The 16,598-nt window shown below is 64.4% G+C and carries 15 protein-coding genes; 10 read left to right on the top strand and 5 right to left on the bottom strand.

Annotated elements, in window-relative coordinates; translation table 11 throughout:
• Positions 1-232: 232 nt before the first annotated feature.
• From LBW87_RS20725 to LBW87_RS20715, 3 genes are read right to left on the bottom strand one after another with little or no spacing between them, the layout of a single operon-like run.
• On the bottom strand, positions 233-1,045 hold the full coding sequence (locus tag LBW87_RS20725; RefSeq protein WP_225203369.1) for an NRDE family protein: 813 nt from the start codon (positions 1,043-1,045) through the stop codon (positions 233-235).
• Entirely contained in the window at positions 1,036-1,335 is a 300-nt protein-coding gene (locus LBW87_RS20720) for a DUF4936 family protein (protein WP_225203368.1), read from the bottom strand. The genes LBW87_RS20725 and LBW87_RS20720 overlap by 10 nt, the downstream gene beginning before the upstream one ends.
• A 21-nt stretch (positions 1,336-1,356) precedes the next feature.
• Positions 1,357-2,424, bottom strand: a complete 1,068-nt coding sequence (locus LBW87_RS20715; RefSeq protein WP_225203367.1) for a YgfZ/GcvT domain-containing protein — start codon at positions 2,422-2,424, stop codon at positions 1,357-1,359.
• A gap of 164 nt (positions 2,425-2,588) precedes the next feature.
• Here LBW87_RS20715 and mltG point away from each other — a divergent pair, with 164 nt between their 5' ends.
• From mltG to LBW87_RS20695, 4 genes are read left to right on the top strand one after another with little or no spacing between them, the layout of a single operon-like run.
• Complete coding sequence (gene mltG, locus LBW87_RS20710; protein WP_225203366.1) at positions 2,589-3,569, top strand: endolytic transglycosylase MltG; 981 nt, start codon at positions 2,589-2,591, stop codon at positions 3,567-3,569.
• 38 nt (positions 3,570-3,607) lie between these two features.
• Positions 3,608-4,216 carry a dTMP kinase gene (tmk, locus tag LBW87_RS20705; protein WP_225203365.1) on the top strand — a complete coding sequence of 203 codons (609 nt, stop codon included), beginning with the start codon at positions 3,608-3,610 and terminating at the stop codon, positions 4,214-4,216.
• Between the two features lie 6 nt (positions 4,217-4,222).
• Positions 4,223-5,260 (top strand): DNA polymerase III subunit delta', encoded by a 1,038-nt coding sequence (locus tag LBW87_RS20700; protein WP_225203364.1) that lies wholly within the window; start codon positions 4,223-4,225, stop codon positions 5,258-5,260.
• 46 nt (positions 5,261-5,306) lie between these two features.
• On the top strand, positions 5,307-5,810 hold the full coding sequence (locus tag LBW87_RS20695) for a GNAT family N-acetyltransferase (protein ID WP_225203363.1): 504 nt from the start codon (positions 5,307-5,309) through the stop codon (positions 5,808-5,810).
• Between the two features lie 69 nt (positions 5,811-5,879).
• Here LBW87_RS20695 and LBW87_RS20690 read toward each other — a convergent pair whose 3' ends face one another.
• Positions 5,880-8,096, bottom strand: a complete 2,217-nt coding sequence (locus LBW87_RS20690; protein WP_225203362.1) for a TonB-dependent receptor — start codon at positions 8,094-8,096, stop codon at positions 5,880-5,882.
• 230 nt (positions 8,097-8,326) lie between these two features.
• On the opposite strand from LBW87_RS20690, the gene LBW87_RS20685 reads away from it, so the two are divergent.
• From LBW87_RS20685 to LBW87_RS20670, 4 genes are all read left to right on the top strand, one after another.
• On the top strand, positions 8,327-9,643 hold the full coding sequence (locus tag LBW87_RS20685; protein ID WP_225203361.1) for a sensor histidine kinase: 1,317 nt from the start codon (positions 8,327-8,329) through the stop codon (positions 9,641-9,643).
• On the top strand, positions 9,640-10,188 hold the full coding sequence (locus tag LBW87_RS20680; RefSeq protein ID WP_225203360.1) for a response regulator transcription factor: 549 nt from the start codon (positions 9,640-9,642) through the stop codon (positions 10,186-10,188). Before LBW87_RS20685 ends, LBW87_RS20680 begins: the two co-directional genes overlap by 4 nt.
• Positions 10,189-10,260: 72 nt before the next feature.
• On the top strand, positions 10,261-11,040 hold the full coding sequence (locus LBW87_RS20675; RefSeq protein WP_225203359.1) for a TatD family hydrolase: 780 nt from the start codon (positions 10,261-10,263) through the stop codon (positions 11,038-11,040).
• Entirely contained in the window at positions 11,037-11,714 is a 678-nt protein-coding gene (locus LBW87_RS20670; protein WP_225203358.1) for an ankyrin repeat domain-containing protein, read from the top strand. Before LBW87_RS20675 ends, LBW87_RS20670 begins: the two co-directional genes overlap by 4 nt.
• Before the next feature lie 74 nt (positions 11,715-11,788).
• Here LBW87_RS20670 and LBW87_RS20665 read toward each other — a convergent pair whose 3' ends face one another.
• On the bottom strand, positions 11,789-12,931 hold the full coding sequence (locus LBW87_RS20665) for an alpha-hydroxy acid oxidase (protein WP_225203357.1): 1,143 nt from the start codon (positions 12,929-12,931) through the stop codon (positions 11,789-11,791).
• A 234-nt stretch (positions 12,932-13,165) separates the two neighbouring features.
• Between LBW87_RS20665 and LBW87_RS20660 the strand changes: the two genes are divergently transcribed.
• Together LBW87_RS20660 and LBW87_RS20655 are read left to right on the top strand one after the other, a co-directional pair.
• Entirely contained in the window at positions 13,166-14,353 is a 1,188-nt protein-coding gene (locus LBW87_RS20660) for an HlyD family secretion protein (RefSeq protein ID WP_225203356.1), read from the top strand.
• Positions 14,354-14,356: 3 nt separating this feature from the next.
• The gene (locus LBW87_RS20655; RefSeq protein ID WP_225203355.1) at positions 14,357-16,438 is read left to right on the top strand and encodes a peptidase domain-containing ABC transporter; all 2,082 of its coding nucleotides are present in this window, start codon (positions 14,357-14,359) and stop codon (positions 16,436-16,438) included.
• Positions 16,439-16,598: the final 160 nt, after the last annotated feature.

Here is a 16,598-nt window from a genome sequence, read left to right as displayed (position 1 = left end):
CGATGCCAGGTGGGGGGAGGAGCGGCGCTGGAGGGCAGTCCTGAAGAGTAGTCCAAAAAGCAGGCGAAAAAAAAAGCCCACGACCTTGCGGTGTGGGCTTTAATCCAATTCTTTAGGAGGAAATTGGAGGAGACAGGTACTACTTTACTGCCCTGCACCAATCCCGGCCAATTTATCTTCCGAATATCAGGTATACGTTTTTGTTATTTCTTGTGTTGCAAGAAGGCATTTTTCAGGCTGGGCGGTCGTCTTCACGCGGTGTGCAGGGAATCTTGCAGCGTCCTTCGGTGACCGATTCGGCCGAATAGTGCACTGCCATAGGATCGGCCACATGTTCGGTCAGGACCGGTTCGCCGGCAATCGGCACGCGCAGCACCGTCGAGCAGCGCGTGCCGTAGTCGGGCGAGCGGATGAAGATCGGTGACAGCATGCGTTCGCGCTCGATGCCGACGCCGGTGTCGGGCAGGCGGCAGTCGTTGGCGCGGGTGGCGTCGGTCAGCATCTCGAAGAAGGCTTCTTCCGGCGCGCCCTGGCACAGCAGGCTGGCAAATTGGGCCTTGGCGCGGGTCAGCTTGGGCCAGGGCGTGTCGAGCAGGGCGTTCGATACGCCATAGACGCCATAGTCGAGCGGCTGGCCGTTGCGTGCGTCGGCCTGGCCCCGGTTGGAGTACCACAGCAAGGTGTCGCGGTCGCCCACCAGCAGGTTGAAACCGTTGTAGTCCTGGGCCCGGCCCTGGATCTGCTGCACATAGTCGCTGGGCGACATGGCGCCGGCCAGGTAGTCCGACACCAGCGCGCCGCGGGTCGGGGCCTCGCTACGCCGCTCGGACGGCGCGCGCACATTGGTGAGCGCTGCGAAACGGCCATCCCGCGTGGTGCCCAGCCAGGTGCCGCCGCCTTGCAGGTCACGCCCGGCGAAGACCTGCGGCGCATCGTTCCACCACCCGGCATCGACTGCAGGGCGCGCATAGAACTCGTCGCGGTTGGCCGCCAGGATCAGCGGCATGCCGGGGATGACTTTCCAGGCGAGGATGATCAGGCACATGCGGCGACATCCTCGAAACGTTCGACGTGACGCTCACCCTCGATCAGCGCGCCGATATCGGCTGCTGCCAGGGCGCTGGCCAGCGCCTGCTGGAAGTCGTCGGCGGCATCCGGCGCCAGGTGCTCGTAGATTTCCATCCAGGTCTGCAGGCCATCCTTTTCGGCGGGCCGACGCTTGAGGCCAGGATTGACGCCGTGCTGCGTTTGCAGCACCAGTTGCAGGGCCTTCAGCTTGCCGAACAGCACATTGGCGTGCTGAGGACGAACACGATAATAGATATAGAGGTCCATGGTCGGGTCCCGGCCTGGGCGTTATTGCGGTTCGGCCAGCACGTACGGCAGCGCATGGAAATGCAGTGCCGCGCCATCGGCCGCGCCCAGGCGCACGTCGCCTTCGGCCGCGGCCAGCTTGATCTCGACCAATGCCAGCGAGCGGCCTTCACCCGAACGTTCGACATTGACCAGCATGCCGCAGGGTTGCGCCGGGTCGGCCACCGAGAACACTTCGTTGCCGGCGACGGCGACGTCGCTGTCGATGCTGGCCAGCAGCGTGCGGCGTTTGAGTTTGCCCAGGTACTGGCTGCGGGCGACGATCTCCTGCCCCGGATAGCAGCCTTTCTTGAAGTTGACGCCACCGATCAGTTCATAGTTGACCATCTGCGGCACGAACTGCTCTTGCGTGCCGGGGGTGATCTGCGGCACGCCGGCGCGAATCTCGGACAGGCGCCAGGCCTGCGGCGCGGTCGGTGTCAGGTGCTGCGCCAGGCGCGGCCAGGCGCCGATGGCGATCTCGGGCGTGGTGATCCACTGGTAGCGGGCGCTGCCGGACGAGTCGGCGACCCGGATCAGCGTGCCATTGACGTTGTCGATCTTTGCATAGGGTTCGGCCGGCAGCACCGGATACCATTCGGCCAGGGCATTGATCGCAGCCGGACCGGCCAGGCCGAGGATGGCGGTGTTGTCGCCAGCGTCACTCAGTTTGGCCTTGGCGCGCAGGACGAACATCTGCAATCGCTTCTGGATCGCAGGCTGCAAGGCCCGCGGCAATTGCAGGGTGATGGCTTCGGCGCTGCGCCACATCAGGAAGCTCGCCAGCAGGCGCCCCTTGGCGGTGCAATAACCTGCCAGGCGCGCGCTATTGGTGTCGAGACGTTCGACGTCATTGGTCAACTGGTTGTGCAGGAAGCTGGCGGCATCGTCACCGGCCACGCTGATGAGGCCCAGCCCGGTCAGCGGCGCCATGAAGCTTTCCAGCGTCTCGGGGGCAGGGGCGGTGGCGCCGAAGCCCAGCAGTGCCGTGGCGTCGGCGGCGTCGAATTGCGCGCCTTGCTGCTTGAGGAAGTCGAGCCAGACGGAGGTCGAGGCAGTCAGTTCTGTCATAGAAAAAATAGTTAGGCGAAGCAGAGAGCAGTGATGCAGGGGTGGCCACGAGATGCCTCGGATTAGGCAACTGTCGTGCCAGCGATTATCATGTGGGCCTGTTTGAGACAGATTATAGTGATGTCGAGAAAAACGCGTTTGGAATCAAGGATTTTGCATTCGGTATGAAGAGGCTATTACTGACATTGCTGCTATTGGCAGCGCTGGTGGCGAGCGCCGGGTTCTATTGGTCGCGCCAGCCGATCATCGAGGCCGGCGGCCAGACCATCGATTTCACCATCACTCCCGGTGCCGGCGTGAACGGGGCGGCGCAGCAGATTGCGGCCGCCGGCGCGCCGCTGAACCCGGACCTGTTCGCGCTGTTCGCTCGCCTGAGCGGCGAAGGCGCGCGCATCAAGGCCGGCAGCTACGAGCTCAAGCCGGGCGCCACGCCGACCCGGCTGCTGCAGCAACTGGTGCGCGGCGAATTCGCCCAGCAGGCGCTGACCGTGATCGAAGGCTGGAGCTTCAAGCAGATGCGCCGGGCAATCGCCGAGCAACCGGCCTTGAAGCACGACACCATCACCTGGACCGACCAGCAGATCCTGGAGAAGCTGAGCACCGAGTACAAGCATCCCGAGGGCTTGTTCTTCCCCGATACTTATCTCTTTGCCAAGGGTGCCAGCGACATGCAGGTGTATCGCCAGGCCTTCGCGCTGATGAACAAGAAGCTCAACGAAGCCTGGGCCCGGCGCGACCTGTCGCTGCCTTACCGTTCGCCCTACGAGGCGTTGATCATGGCGTCCATCGTCGAGAAGGAGACCGGCCAGAAATCCGAGCGGGGCCTGGTGGCGGGCGTGTTCACCAACCGTCTCAAGGTCGGCATGCTGCTGCAGACCGACCCGACCGTGATCTATGGCATGGGCGAGCGTTACCAGGGCAAGATCCGCAAGGTCGACCTGCTCACCGACACGGCCTACAACACCTATACCCGCGCCGGCCTGCCGCCGACGCCGATCTCGCTGCCGGGCGCGGCGTCGCTGGCGGCGGCGCTCAACCCGGACAAGACCGAGGCCTTATACTTCGTGGCGCGAGGGGACGGCACCAGTCATTTCTCGAGCAACCTGTCCGAGCACAACCAGGCCGTCAACCGCTACCAGCGTTGATCCCGTTTTTTCATCACCTCCAACACGACGATCGCTTCATGGCATCAGGCAAATTCATTACCTTCGAAGGCATCGACGGCGCCGGCAAGTCCACCCATATCCCTTTCGTGGCCGAGTTGTTGCGCGCGCGCGGCCTGGAGGTCGTCACCACCCGCGAGCCGGGCGGCACCGAGCTGGGCGAACGCCTGCGCGAGCTCTTGCTGCACCAGAAGATGCACCTCGAGACCGAGGCGCTGCTGATGTTCGCCTCGCGTCGCGAGCACCTGGCGCAAGTGATCGAACCGGCCCTGGCGCGTGGCGCCTGGGTCATCTCAGACCGTTTTTCGGATGCCAGCTTCGCCTACCAGGGCGGCGGTCGCCAGCTTTCGCGTGACAAGCTCGAGACGCTGGAACGCCTGGTGCACCCCACGCTGCAGCCCGACCTGACGCTCTTGTTCGACGTGCCCCTTGAAGTGGCGCGGGCCCGGCTCGACGCCGAGCGTACGCCGGACAAGTTCGAGCAGGAGCGGGCCGATTTCTTCCAGGCCACCCGCACGGAATACCTGCGTCGCGCGGCCGAATTCGCGGCCCGTTTTCGCATCATCGATTCGACCCGTCCCATTGCCGTGATCCAGGACGAGCTGCGCGGCCTCATCGCCACTCTTTAGGCCACCATGAGTAACGAACAATCCACCGTGCTGCTGCCGTGGCAGCACGAGAGCTGGAAGCAATTGCTGCAATTGCGCGAGCGCTTGCCGCACGCCTTGCTGTTCCACGGCGCGCAAGGTACCGGCAAGACGGTGTTCGTCGAAGCCTTCGCCAAGTCGCTGCTGTGCGAGCAACCCACGCCTGAGGCCCATGCCTGCGGCGCCTGCCTGTCGTGCAACTGGTTCGACCAGCACAACCATCCCGACTACCGCCGGGTGCGTCCGGAAGCGCTCGAGGACGAACTGCCGGACGACGACAGCGGCGAAGAAAAGAAGAGCGCCAAGGCGACCCGTGCACCGTCGAAAGAAATCAAGATCGACCAGATCCGGGCGCTGGCCGATTTCATGAACGTCTCGACCCACCGTTCGGGCATGCGGGTGGTGGTGCTGTACCCGGCCGAGGCGCTCAATACGGCTGCCGCCAATGCCTTGCTCAAGACGCTGGAAGAACCGCCTCCGGCGACCATGTTCCTGTTGTTGTCGAACCGGCTCGACCGCTTGTTGCCGACCATCCTCTCGCGTTGCCGCAAGTTTGCCTTGCAGGCGCCGGCGCGCGACGCTGCGTTGGCCTGGCTGCAGCAGCAGGGCGTCAAGGATGCCGACGCCTGGCTGGCCGAGCAGGGCGGCGCGCCACTGGCCGCGCTGGAGGCGGCGCAGGGAGAGTATCGCGAGATCCTCGATGAATTGCTGCGCCATCTGGCGCAACCGGGCATCGACAGCGCGCTCAAGGCCGCCGACAAGTTCCAGAAGGTGCCGGTGGTCGAGCTGGTGGGTTGGGTGCAGCGCTGGCTGTACGACCTGTTTGCGCTGGTGTCGGCCGGGCAGGTGCGCTATTACCCGCGCCATCTGCGCGACCTCGAGCGGCTGGCGGCGCGCACCGATGTGATGGCCTTGTCGCGGGCGTTGAAGGGCATGGGCGAGCGTCGTGCCATCGCCGATCATCCGTTGTCGGCCAAGCTGTTCATCGAGGAAATGCTGCTCGACTACGCCGGCCTGTTCAAGTGAGCTCCAAGTGACGCCGTCTTTTCATTCCTGATCCATCGACTCATTCATGCGACCTGCATTTACCCATCGCCTGGCCGTCCAGGCCGACCTGCCCGCCATCGTGGCGATCTATAACAGCACCGTGGCGTCCCGCCAGGTCACGGCCGACACCGACCCGGTGCCGGTCGAGTCGCGCCAGGCCTGGTTCGACGAGCACGATCCCGGCAAGCGTCCGCTGTGGGTGGCGGAGCGTGATGGCGAATTGATCGGATGGCTGTCGTTTTCCAACTTCTACGGACGTCCGGCCTATGCCGGTACGGCCGAGTTGTCGATCTATATCCACGAGAAGGCCCGCGGCCAGGGGCTGGGGCGTTACTTCATGGAGCAGGCGATTGCCCATGCGCCCGAGGTAAAGGTGCATACGCTGCTGGGTTTCGTGTTCGGGCATAACGAACCGAGCCTGAAACTGTTCGAGGCGTTCGCCTTCGAGAAGTGGGCCAACATGCCGCGCGTGGCCACGCTCGACGGCGTGGAGCGGGATCTGGTGATCCTGGGCAAGCGGGTGGGGTGAGCGCTGGTTTGTGGCAATGAAAAAGGGAAGCCGAGGCTTCCCTTTTTGTTGGATGCTGATTGACGCCGATCAGAAGTCCACGGACACCGATGTCACGAAGGTGCGTGGGGCTGCCAGGACGATGTAGCCGGAGTTGGACGCGCCACCTGCCGATTCCCAGTAGTTCTTGTTGGTCAGGTTCTGCACCGCGCCGCGCAGGGTGATGGTACGCCCGCCGATGTCGGCGATATAGCGCACGCCCATGTCATAGCGCTGCCAGGCAGGCAGTTTCTGCGTGTTGGCGGCGTCCACGTACTGCGTCGACACGCGGGTGATGCGACCGTCCAGCGTCAGGCCGGGCACGCCCGGGATATCCCATTCGCCGCCCAGGGTCAGGCGCGAACGCGGTACGCCGATGGCGTCATTGCCATTGGTGGTGCCGCCGTCGGTATCGCGTTGCTTGGATTCGAGCAGGGTCAGCCCGGTGAGAATGCGGACACCGCGCGCGGCTTCGCCCACTGCCGTCAATTCGATGCCGCGGTTGCGCTGCACGCCGTTGGTGCTTTCGATCTTCGTGACCGAATCCAGATACGCCAATGGCTTGTCGGTCGTGAACAGGGCCAGGCCGTACATGACCTTGCCGGCGTCGAACTTGGCGCCGATTTCCTTTTGACGGGTCTTGTATGGTTCAAGTGTCGTGCCGAAGTTGACCGCGCTGGTATCGGTGATCAGCTTGCCCGCTTGCAGGCCTTCCACGTAGTTCGCGTACAGGGACAGGTTCTGCAATGGCTTGACCACAATGCCCAGCGCCGGTGTCAATGCGCTCTTGCTGTAGTCAGGATCGCCGACCTGCGTGTTGTAGTCGTAGCTTTGGCTGCGCAGGGTCTGGTGGCGAGCGCCCAGTGTGAGCTGGACGCGGTCATCTGCAAACGAGAGCGTATCGGCCAGGGCCACGCTCGACAGGATGGTCTTGATGGTGGTCTTTGGATTGTCCAGTGAGCCGCCCGCGAAGTCGGTGGTCATCGATGTGACCGGCGTCAGCACTGGCGAATACAGGTTGCTGGCGGTCGCGGGTGCGAAGAAGCGCATCGCGTAGGCGTTGCGCGAATCGTTCCAGTAACCGGATGCCGATGCGGTCACGGTATGGTTCACGGCGCCGGTCTTGAGCTTGGCGCGCAGGCCGACTTCGCCGGTGCGCACGACATCCCTGCGGGCATTGTCGAAGCGCGACATCCCCAGGGAGCCGGCGTTGTCATTGAGCGTGGCGCTGGCCAACTGGTTGCGCTCGGTACCGTATCTGGTGCCGTAGGCGGCCCATGCCGTGACGTCCGATGTGAGATCGAGTTCGCCGCGGATCGTACCGAAGACATCGCGTTCGTTGGAATAGGTGCCCGGCTGTGCGAAGTTGCTGGAGCCGCTTGGCGCTGTCGGTGTCAGTACGCCAGTGGCCAGCGTGACGCTGGGCCGGGCCTGGGTCAGGTTGTATTCCTGATAGCCCAGATCAGCCGACAGGCGGAAGTTGTTGCCGCGATAGTCCAGCCCCAGCGAGAACAGGTTCAATTCGCGGCTTTCGTTATCGATGCCGGTGCCGCCCTGACGGCGGGCCGCGTTGACGCGAATGCCGACGCGGTCCTCGGGGCCGAAGCGGCGCCCGATATCTGCCGCGTAATAAGCCTGGCCACCGGTTTCTACGCCGATGGTGGCTTGCGTGATCGCTTCATTGGTGGCGCGCTTGGGGACCAGGTTGATGGTGCCGCCGAGACCGCCGGCCGAGCCCGGGGGGGCGCCATTGACAAAGGCGCTGGCGCCCAGGAATACCTCGACCCGTTCGACCAGTTCAGATGCCGTGTATTGGCGCGGCAAGATGCTATAGAGGCCGTTGTAGGCCAGCGTGTCGGAGTCGGCGATGAAGCCGCGGATCATATAGGCTTCTTGGAAATTGCCGTAGCCACGGGTCACCTGGACCGATGGGTTGTTCTGCAGGACGTCGCCGACGCTTCGCGCCTGGCTGTCCTTGATGAATTGCTGGGTGTAGCTGGTGACGCTGAACGGGGTGTCCATCACGTCCTTGTTGCCCAGAATGCCGATACGCCCACCACGCGCCACCTGTCCACCCGCATAAGGCGCCGGCAAGCCTTCGGCCGAGGCGTCAGCCGAAGCGTTGACGGTGACCGTCGGCAGTGCACGGCCGTCATCGGCTGCCGTGGCAGCAGTAGTGGTGGTGCCGCTGGTTTGCGCCAGCGCCGGCAACGGCGCGACGAAGGCCAGCGCCAGGGCGGCGGCGAGTGGAGTGAGACGAGTGGACATGGATTCTTTCGGTGTGGGCTGCAGGAACTTGACGTCCTGTTCGTGAATGATGAAAACGTTTCAACAATTATTATAAATAAGAATGATTTACATTTGCTTTCTGATGTTACCTAATTCAATTATTTTTTGAGCAGTTGCTCAAAGGTGTGGCGAAAATACAAAAGAACACCTTCCGTCGTCGTGCCGAAATGTCGCACCGGCAGCCTTCGCCAAACTTATATAATCCGGCCATGCAGTCCACTCCACCCCTCTCGATATCACCTCCCGGTCGCGCCCTGGAGCCGGGCGCCTGGCCGCGTCATCCGGTGCTGGTGCGGTTGTTCTGGCTGCGTTGGGCTACCGTGGCAGGTGAGCTGCTGGTGCTGGCCGGTGCGCGTTTCTGGCTGGATATCGCCTTGCCGCTGGCGCCGCTGCTGGGCTTGATCGCGCTGCAACTGGTGATCAATGTGGCCACGCTGGCGCGCATGCGTCTGGCGCGTCCTGCCAGCCAGGGCGAGCTGTTCCTGCAATTGCTGCTCGACGTGGCCCTGCTGTCGGCCTTGCTGTACTTTTCCGGTGGCGCCACCAATCCCTTCGTGTCGTTCTACCTGCCGACCCTGGCGGCTGCTGCGGCCACGCTGGCCTGGCCTTATGCCGGGGCGCTTACGCTGTGTGCGCTGGCCGGTTATTCGGCGCTGGCCAATATCTACCAGCCGTTGCACATCCACGATCACGACCAGGCCATGAGCTGGCACCTGGCCGGGATGTGGATCAATTTTTCGATATCGGCGCTGCTCATCACCTGGTTCGTCACCCGCATCTCCGCCACCGTGCGCGAGCGTGACGCATTGCTGGCGGCCGCCCGCGAACAGCATCTGCAAGGCCAGCGCATCCTGGCGCTGGGCACCCAGGCCGCCGGCGCCGCCCACGCGCTCAATACGCCCTTGTCGACGGTGGCGGTGATTGCCGGCGAACTGCGCCGCGACATGGCCCGCAATCCGGCGCTGGCGCTATATGAAGAAGATATCCTGGTGGTCGAGCAACAGATTGCCGTGTGCAAACAGGCGCTGGAGAGCATGCGGCTCGACGCCGATGCCCAGGCCCGTAGCGGCCAGCCGGTGCTGCTCGGGGCCTGGCTGCGCGAATTGCTGGACGGTTGGCGTCTGCGTCATCCGGGCGTGGTGCTGATTCGCGACATCGGCGCAGACGGGCCGGGCCTGGCTGCCAGCGTCGATACGGTCGAGCTGGGCCAGATCCTGTTCAACCTGCTCGACAATGCCGCCAGCGCCATGGCCGATGGTGCTCGCCAGGGCGAATTGCGGGTGAGCCTGGTGACCGTGGCCGCAACCCGCGCCGTCATTCGCGTGGCCGACAATGGTTGTGGCATCGACGCTGCCTTGCTGGCGCGGCTGGGCCACGGCCCGGTGCCCAGCCGTAGCGGCGGGCGCGGGATCGGCCTGATGCTGGCCCATGCGACCGTGCGTCAACTGGGCGCCAGCCTGCGCTTGCAGTCGGCGCCGGGCGAGGGCAGCGTGGCAGAACTCGAATTTGCATTGGTGACGCCATGAGCGCGGCTTTCCTGATCCTTGATGACAACGATGTCTTTGCCGCCGCGCTGGCGCGTTCGCTGACCCGGCGCGGCTACCGCGCCACGGTCGCCCACAGCGGTGAAGAGGCATTGGAGGCGGCACGCCGCGAGCGCTTCGACTACGCCACCATCGACCTGCAGCTGGACCGCGATTCGGGCCTGCAATGGATCGCGCCGCTGCGCCAGGCCTTGCCGGCGGCGCGGTTGCTGGTGCTGACCGGCTACGCCAGCATCGCCACCACGGTGCAGGCGATCAAATCGGGCGCCGATAATTACCTGGCCAAGCCGGCCAATGTCGATTCGATCCTGTCGGCGCTGGCCCATGCGGAAGGCGCCGAAGAGGGCGCCGCGCCCGGACTGCCTGCCGACGAAGGCACGCCGCTGTCGCTGGAACGGTTGGAATGGGAGCATATCCAGCGGGTGCTGGCCGAGCACCAGGGCAATATCTCGTCGACGGCACGGGCGCTCAACATGCACCGGCGCACCCTGCAACGCAAGCTGGGCAAGCGGCCGGTGGCGCGCTGAGCGCGTGGCCCGGGTGTAAGCAAAGATTAGCGGGGGCGACAGCCGCGCCTGACGGGCGATACAATAGCGGCCATGTATATCGATTCCCACTGCCATATCAATTTTCCGGACCTGGCGGCCCGTCTGCCCGAGATTTTCGGCAAGATGGCCGAAAACAAGGTCAGCCATGCCCTGTGCGTGTCGGTCGACCTGCCTGATTTTCCGCAGGTGCTGGCGCTGGCCGAGCAATATCCCAATGTCTATGCGTCGGTGGGCGTGCACCCCGACTATGAAGACACGCCCGAGCCGGGGCTGGAACAGCTGGTGCAACTGGCCGACCATCCGCGCATCGTTGCCATCGGCGAGACCGGGCTCGACTATTACCGCCTGCAGGGCGACCTCGAATGGCAGCGTGAACGGTTTCGCACCCATATCCGGGCCTCGCGCGCGACCGGCAAGCCGCTGATCATCCATACCCGTTCGGCCTCCGAAGACACCCTGCGCATCATGCGCGAAGAGGGTGCCAGCCCCGCCGCCGGGGGCGCCGCCGGCGTCATGCACTGCTTTACCGAATCGCAGGAAGTGGCCGATGCCGCCATCGAACTGGGGTTCTATATCTCGTTCTCGGGCATCGTCACCTTCAAGTCGGCCAAGGACTTGCAGCAAGTCGCGCGCACCATCCCGCTGGAGCGCATGCTCATCGAGACCGATTCACCCTACCTGGCGCCGGTGCCGTTTCGCGGCAAGACCAACGAGCCCGGTTACGTGCGGCATGTGGGCGAATTCATCGCCGACCTGCGCGGCATCAGCGCCGACGAAGTGGCGCGCCAGACCAGTGACAACTTCTTCCGCCTGTTCGGGATTGCACGATGAGCACCAGCTTCCTGCAAAAGATTCGCGACCGCGCCGGCCGCCTGGGCCGGGTGCTGGTATATGCCTCGATGCTGTTGCCGGGGGCCGCGCGCGCCGGTGCCTATGAAGATTACTTCCAGGCGATCCGCATGGATAACGTCTATTTCCTGAAGCAGTTGATGCAACGCGGCATGGGGCCCAACCTGATTGAACCGAAGCGCGGTTATACCGGCCTGATGCTGTCGATCCGGGAAGACTCGATGCAAGTCTTCGATGTGCTGGTCAATGCGCCCGACGTCAACCTCGAGGCGCAGGCCGTCAACGGCGACACCCCGGTCATGCTGGCCGCGTTCTACGGCAATGCGCCGGTGGTGCAGCTGCTGCTGTCGCGTGAAGTCGAGGTCAATCGTCCGGGCTGGACCGCCTTGCACTATGCCGCCATCAACGGCGACGCCAGCATCGTGCGCATGCTGCTCGACGCCTCCGCCTATGTCGACGCCGAATCGCCCGACGAGAAGATGACGCCGGTGATGCTGGCCGCCATGCGCGGTCGCATCGGCGCGGTGGCGGCCTTGCGCGATGGTGGCGCCGACCTCTCGCTCAAGAACAAGGACGGCTTGACCGCGCTGGACCTGGCGCGCCGCCATGGCCAGGACGGCGTGATCGAGGTCCTGCAGGAAAAGCCGCGACCATAAGCGCAGCCTCCCAATGACAACACCCCGCAATCCGTCGTCGGACTGCGGGGTGTTTTGTTTGCAACGGGTCGTTCTTAGCGGACCAGGATCTGGGGGCCGACGTCCTTGATATCCTTGGTGCCGGTCAGGGCCATGCTGACATCGAGTTCCTTGTGCAGGATACCCAGCATGCGGCTGACACCTTCCTCGCCCATGGCGCCGAGGCTGTACAGGAAGGCGCGGCCGATCATGGTGCCCTTGGCGCCCAGCGCCACCGCCTTGAGGATGTCCTGGCCGGAGCGGATGCCGCCGTCGAACCACACTTCGATCTGGTCGCCCACGGCTTCGGCGATGGCCGGCAGGGCGGCAATCGACGACATGGCGCCATCCAGCTGGCGCCCGCCGTGGTTGGACACCACGATGGCGTCGGCGCCGGTCTGCACCGCCAGCTTGGCATCTTCCACATCCAGGATGCCCTTCAGGATCAGCTTGCCGCCCCATTGTTCCTTGATCCAGGCGACGTCGTCCCAGTTCAGGGTCGGGTCGAACTGGCTGGCAGTCCACTTCGACAGGGTCTGGATGCCGCCGCCGTCTTCGCCGCCCTTGATATGGCCGGCCAGGTTGCCGAAGGTCTTGCGTCCACCCAATGCGCGCCATGCCCAGCCGGGTTTGCCCGCCAGGTCGAGCAGGGTGTCGAGGGTCAGCTTGGGCGGCACCGACATGCCATTCTTGAGATCCTTGTGGCGTTGGCCCAGGATCTGCAGATCCAGCGTCAGCACCAGCGCCGAGCACTTGGCGGCCTTGGCGCGATCGATCAGCGACTTGACGAAGGCGCGGTCGCGCATGACGTACAGCTGGAACCAGAACGGTTTGGTGGTCACACTGGCCACGTCTTCGATGGAGCAGATGCTCATGGTCGACAGCGTAAAGGGAATGCCGAACTTTTCGGCCGCGATGGCGCCCAGCATCTCGCCGTTGGCCCATTGCATGCCGGTCAGCCCGGTCGGCGCAATCGCCACCGGCATGCTGACGTCATGGCCGATCATGGTGGTGCGCGTGCTGCGCTGGTCGACATTGATCGCGACCCGCTGGCGCAGCTTCAGCGCAGCCAGGTCGTCGTTGTTGGCGCGATAGGTGCCCTCGGTATAAGAGCCGCTGTCGGCATAGTCGTAGAAGGCTTTGGGGACCCGTTTCTTCGCCAGCAGGCGAAAGTCTTCCACGCAGGTCATGACGGGCATATCGGTTTTCTCCGGTTCTAATTAGGGCAGGGCTCTATCGTAAGCCAAACCCGGTCTGCCCCGGGTGAAAGGCTTTGCGGGGACAGATGAAATTTTGCGTCGGCGCTGTCCCGTTCATCCAATAAAGTTGCAATCCGGACATGTAAAGCTGCGCAATCTGATCTTATTTCTATGTTTGGCATGCGAGTCGCTCTCTACCATCGTGGCCTTTGGCGCGAGCCGATGGAGCGTTCCATGCAATTCAGCCAGCCTCCGCAATTCTCCGATATCCCCGCCCGCAGCATCGCCTATGTCGCTTCCTGCGTGGTCATCGGGTTTTGCGTGTTCGCCTTCTTTTGCCAGGTCGAACTGAAAAAAGATGTCAGCGCCGAGATCGTGGCCCCGGGCGAGGTCAAGATCGAGCGCGCCAGCGGCCTGGTATCGCAGGTGTTCGTCGCCGCCGATACGCCGGTGTCGGTCGGCACGCCGTTGTTCACCCTCGAACGCGACCTGTCGCTGGCCCAGGATGGCAGCGTTCGCAGCCACGCCTGGGCGCGCGAGCAGGCGGCCCGGCTGGAGACCGTCGACATGCGCGCGGCAGTCGTTCAGCGCGAGCTTGATGGCCGCATCGCGTCTCTGACGGCCACCCTGGCGACGCGGCGTCACGCTCAGGCCATCCAGCAGCAGGAAATCGCACAGGCGCAGCTTCAGATCGAACGGGGCGCCGCTACGCTGGCGCGATTGCAGGCGGTGGCGCCCTATGTCGAAGTCGACCGCATCGAGCGCGCCGAGGCCGACTTGGCGCAACGTCGCACGCAACTGGCGCAGCGGCGGGTGCGGCAGGGCGAGATCGCCACCGACATCGGTGCTACCCGGTCCGCCATCGACGCCGCCAGGGCCGAACTGGCCAGGCTTGAACTCGAACAGCGGCACGACCGGCAAGACGTGCGTGCCGCCTTCGAGAAGAGCCGCTCGACGGTGGTGGTGGCGTCGCCGATCGAGGGCGTGGTGTCGTTTTCCCAATTGATGCCGGGGCGCTACCTGCGCGACGGCGAAATCGCCATGACGATCTCGGCAACCGGCCAGCGGCGCCTGCAGGCGATGTTGCGCATTCCGTCGCGGCAGCGGGGTTTCATGCGGGCGGGGCAGGTGGTGCGGCTCAAATTCGACGCGTTTCCCTATGCCCGCTTTGGCACCCTGGCGGTACAGCTTGAGCGTCTTTCCGACAACACCGTGGCCAGTGCCGGGCCGGCGCCCGACGCCCCGGGCGGGCTGGCCGAACACTACCTGGCTTATGCGGTTCTGCCGGAGCCATTCTTCACCGTGCGCGGCCAGCGTCACGAGATTCTGGCGGGCATGCGCGCCACCGCTGCGGTGGTGGTCGAGAGACGCAGTATCGCCGAGTGGTTGTTGCCACCGTTGTTCGAAGCCATGCGGGGGTGAGGCGTGAAGGTGATCTATCAGAACGAGGTGGCCGATTGCGGGTACGCCTGCCTGGCGATGGTGCTGACCCATTTTGGCCGGCATACCGAGGTGCGCGAACTGCGGGGCTTGCAGCCGGTGTCGGCCAACGGCGTGCGCATGTCGGACCTGCACGACCTGGCCTTGCGACTGGGCCTGGTGGCCGAGGGATTCCAGTTCGAGCGCCAGCACCTGCGTGAAATCCGGCGCGGGTCGATCGTGCATTTCCAACAGGGGCATTTCGTGGTCTTCGAGGCGCTGCGCCGGCGCGGTGTCGAGATCATCGACCCGGCCAGCGGGCGACGTCGCATGACACCGCAGCAGTTCATGCAAAGCACCTCCGGCTATCTGCTGCAATGCGAGCCGACGGCTGCCCTGGCGGTCGGCGGCGCGCGTGGTCGTTCCGAAGTCGCGCGCGCCCTGGGCGACATGTTCCAGCGCGAGCCGCGGCTGGCGCGGCAATTGATGAAGATCGCCTTCATCTCGCTGGGCGTGCAGTTTGCGATGCTGGCCGCGCCCTACCTGGGCAGTCTTACGCTCGATCAGGTGGTGGCCGAGCACAATCCCGGTCTGCTCAATGTGTTGCTGATCACGTTCGCCAGCGTGTTCGCCATCGGCGCCTTCAGCAGCTTCATGCAGGCCTATCTGACCGAAGTGGTGTTCCAGCATCTCTACAAGGACAGCGTCCGCGCGCTGTTTGCGAAGTTGATCAGCAACCGCTTTTCCTACTTCGAGAAGCGGCATGTCGGCGACCTGTTTGCGCGCTTCAAGTCGCAGCGCGACGTCGTCGATTTTGCCGGCCGCAGCGTGGTCGGCCTGGCGATCGACCTCAGCCTGGGCTTGCTGGCGCTGGTGTTGATGCTGGTGCAGGCGCCGCTGCTGGCCGGGTTGGCGGCAGCGCTGTTCCTGGTCTATCTGGTGGTGGCGTTCCTGCTGTATCCGGCCATGCGCGATGCCCAGCGCCAGCAGATCGAGAGTTCTGCCAGGTGCGATGATGCGCTGATCGAAACCATCCGTAGCGCTCCCATGCTCAAGTTGGCGCAAAAAGAGCGTCAGCGTACGTCGTTGTTCATGACGGGCCTGCAGGGGTTCATCAACGACAGCTTCCGGGTGGCGCAACTGGCCAGCACCCGCGCCGTGATCCTGAAGGTGGTGGGGCATATCGATACGCTGGTCATCACCGGCCTCTCGGCCGGCATGATGGTCGCCGGCGAGATATCGGTCGGGGTGTTCTATTCGTTCCAGATGTTCAAGGGGCTGATGTCGGCGCATCTGTCGGGCGCGGTCAACAGCATTTTCCAGCTCAACATGCTGCGCGTGCCGGTGATGCGCTTCAATGACATCGTCGAGGAGCCCGCCGAGCGTTACGCACCGTTGCACAGCAGCATGCGGGCCGCAGAGACGCGCGGCTTCGCGTCGCTGGCGCTGCGCGGGGTGTCGTTTGCGTACGGCGTTTCGGATCGGCCGGTGTTGCGGGAACTCGATTTCATGCTGCGCCGGGGCGAAAAGGTCGCCATCATCGGGCCATCCGGCGCGGGCAAGTCGACGCTGTTCAAGTTGCTGGCGGCGGTGGAAGCGCCGACCCACGGTGAAGTGCGGCTGAACGGGCTGGCCTACGCCAACCTGGTCGTCGACGAGATTCGCTGCCACATGGCGCATATGCGCCAGGGAGACCTCATCCTCAACGGCACCATCGCCGACAACGTGAGCCTGTTCGACGCGGCGGCAGATGGCGAACGCATCAATGCGCTGCTGCAGCGGGTGGGCCTGTTCGACGACGTGATGCGCTTGCCCATGCGCACGCTCACCATGGTCAGCGACACCATGGCCAACCTGTCGGCCGGCCAGAAGCAGCGGCTGCTGCTAGCGCGTGCGCTGGGGCAGCAACGAGAACTGCTGTTGCTGGACGAACCGACCTCCAACCTCGATCGCGACGCGGTGATGGACATTGGCGCCATGCTCGCCGCCAGTGCGCACAGCATGATCGTCATCACGCACGACCGGCAACTGGCGGGCCTGTTCGAGCGGCGCTATTGCCTGCGCGACGGTGCGCTGGAGGTGGCGTGAGAGTGCTGGCCGGTGTGCTGCTGTGGCTGGCGACCGGTCAGGCGGTGGCGCAAGGCGGCGTGCCGGTGCTGGACTTGTCCGGATTCATGCAGGCCGCCGAAGCGCACGATCCAACGGTGGCGGCGGCGGGGGGGGGGCCCCCCCCCCCCCCCCCCCCCCC

The sequence above is a fragment of the Herbaspirillum sp. alder98 genome, assembly GCF_020179755.1.
Lineage (GTDB): Bacteria > Pseudomonadota > Gammaproteobacteria > Burkholderiales > Burkholderiaceae_D > Herbaspirillum.
Note: the sequence above shows the minus strand (reverse complement) of the source record. Positions and strands in the feature narration are given on the sequence as shown.

Excerpts from the sequence above, each read along its gene's own strand:
- LBW87_RS20680 (WP_225203360.1), top strand. The coding sequence starts at position 9,640 with ATGAGCGCGGCTTTCCTGATCCTTGATGACAACGATGTCTTTGCCGCC.
- LBW87_RS20695 (WP_225203363.1), top strand. The coding sequence starts at position 5,307 with ATGCGACCTGCATTTACCCATCGCCTGGCCGTCCAGGCCGACCTGCCC.
- LBW87_RS20700 (WP_225203364.1), top strand. The coding sequence starts at position 4,223 with ATGAGTAACGAACAATCCACCGTGCTGCTGCCGTGGCAGCACGAGAGC.
- LBW87_RS20670 (WP_225203358.1), top strand. The coding sequence starts at position 11,037 with ATGAGCACCAGCTTCCTGCAAAAGATTCGCGACCGCGCCGGCCGCCTG.
- LBW87_RS20725 (WP_225203369.1), bottom strand. The coding sequence starts at position 1,045 with ATGTGCCTGATCATCCTCGCCTGGAAAGTCATCCCCGGCATGCCGCTG.
- LBW87_RS20685 (WP_225203361.1), top strand. The coding sequence starts at position 8,327 with ATGCAGTCCACTCCACCCCTCTCGATATCACCTCCCGGTCGCGCCCTG.
- LBW87_RS20665 (WP_225203357.1), bottom strand. The coding sequence starts at position 12,931 with ATGCCCGTCATGACCTGCGTGGAAGACTTTCGCCTGCTGGCGAAGAAA.
- LBW87_RS20715 (WP_225203367.1), bottom strand. The coding sequence starts at position 2,424 with ATGACAGAACTGACTGCCTCGACCTCCGTCTGGCTCGACTTCCTCAAG.
- LBW87_RS20675 (WP_225203359.1), top strand. The coding sequence starts at position 10,261 with ATGTATATCGATTCCCACTGCCATATCAATTTTCCGGACCTGGCGGCC.
- mltG (WP_225203366.1), top strand. The coding sequence starts at position 2,589 with ATGAAGAGGCTATTACTGACATTGCTGCTATTGGCAGCGCTGGTGGCG.
- tmk (WP_225203365.1), top strand. The coding sequence starts at position 3,608 with ATGGCATCAGGCAAATTCATTACCTTCGAAGGCATCGACGGCGCCGGC.
- LBW87_RS20690 (WP_225203362.1), bottom strand. The coding sequence starts at position 8,096 with ATGTCCACTCGTCTCACTCCACTCGCCGCCGCCCTGGCGCTGGCCTTC.
- LBW87_RS20720 (WP_225203368.1), bottom strand. The coding sequence starts at position 1,335 with ATGGACCTCTATATCTATTATCGTGTTCGTCCTCAGCACGCCAATGTG.
- LBW87_RS20660 (WP_225203356.1), top strand. The coding sequence starts at position 13,166 with ATGCAATTCAGCCAGCCTCCGCAATTCTCCGATATCCCCGCCCGCAGC.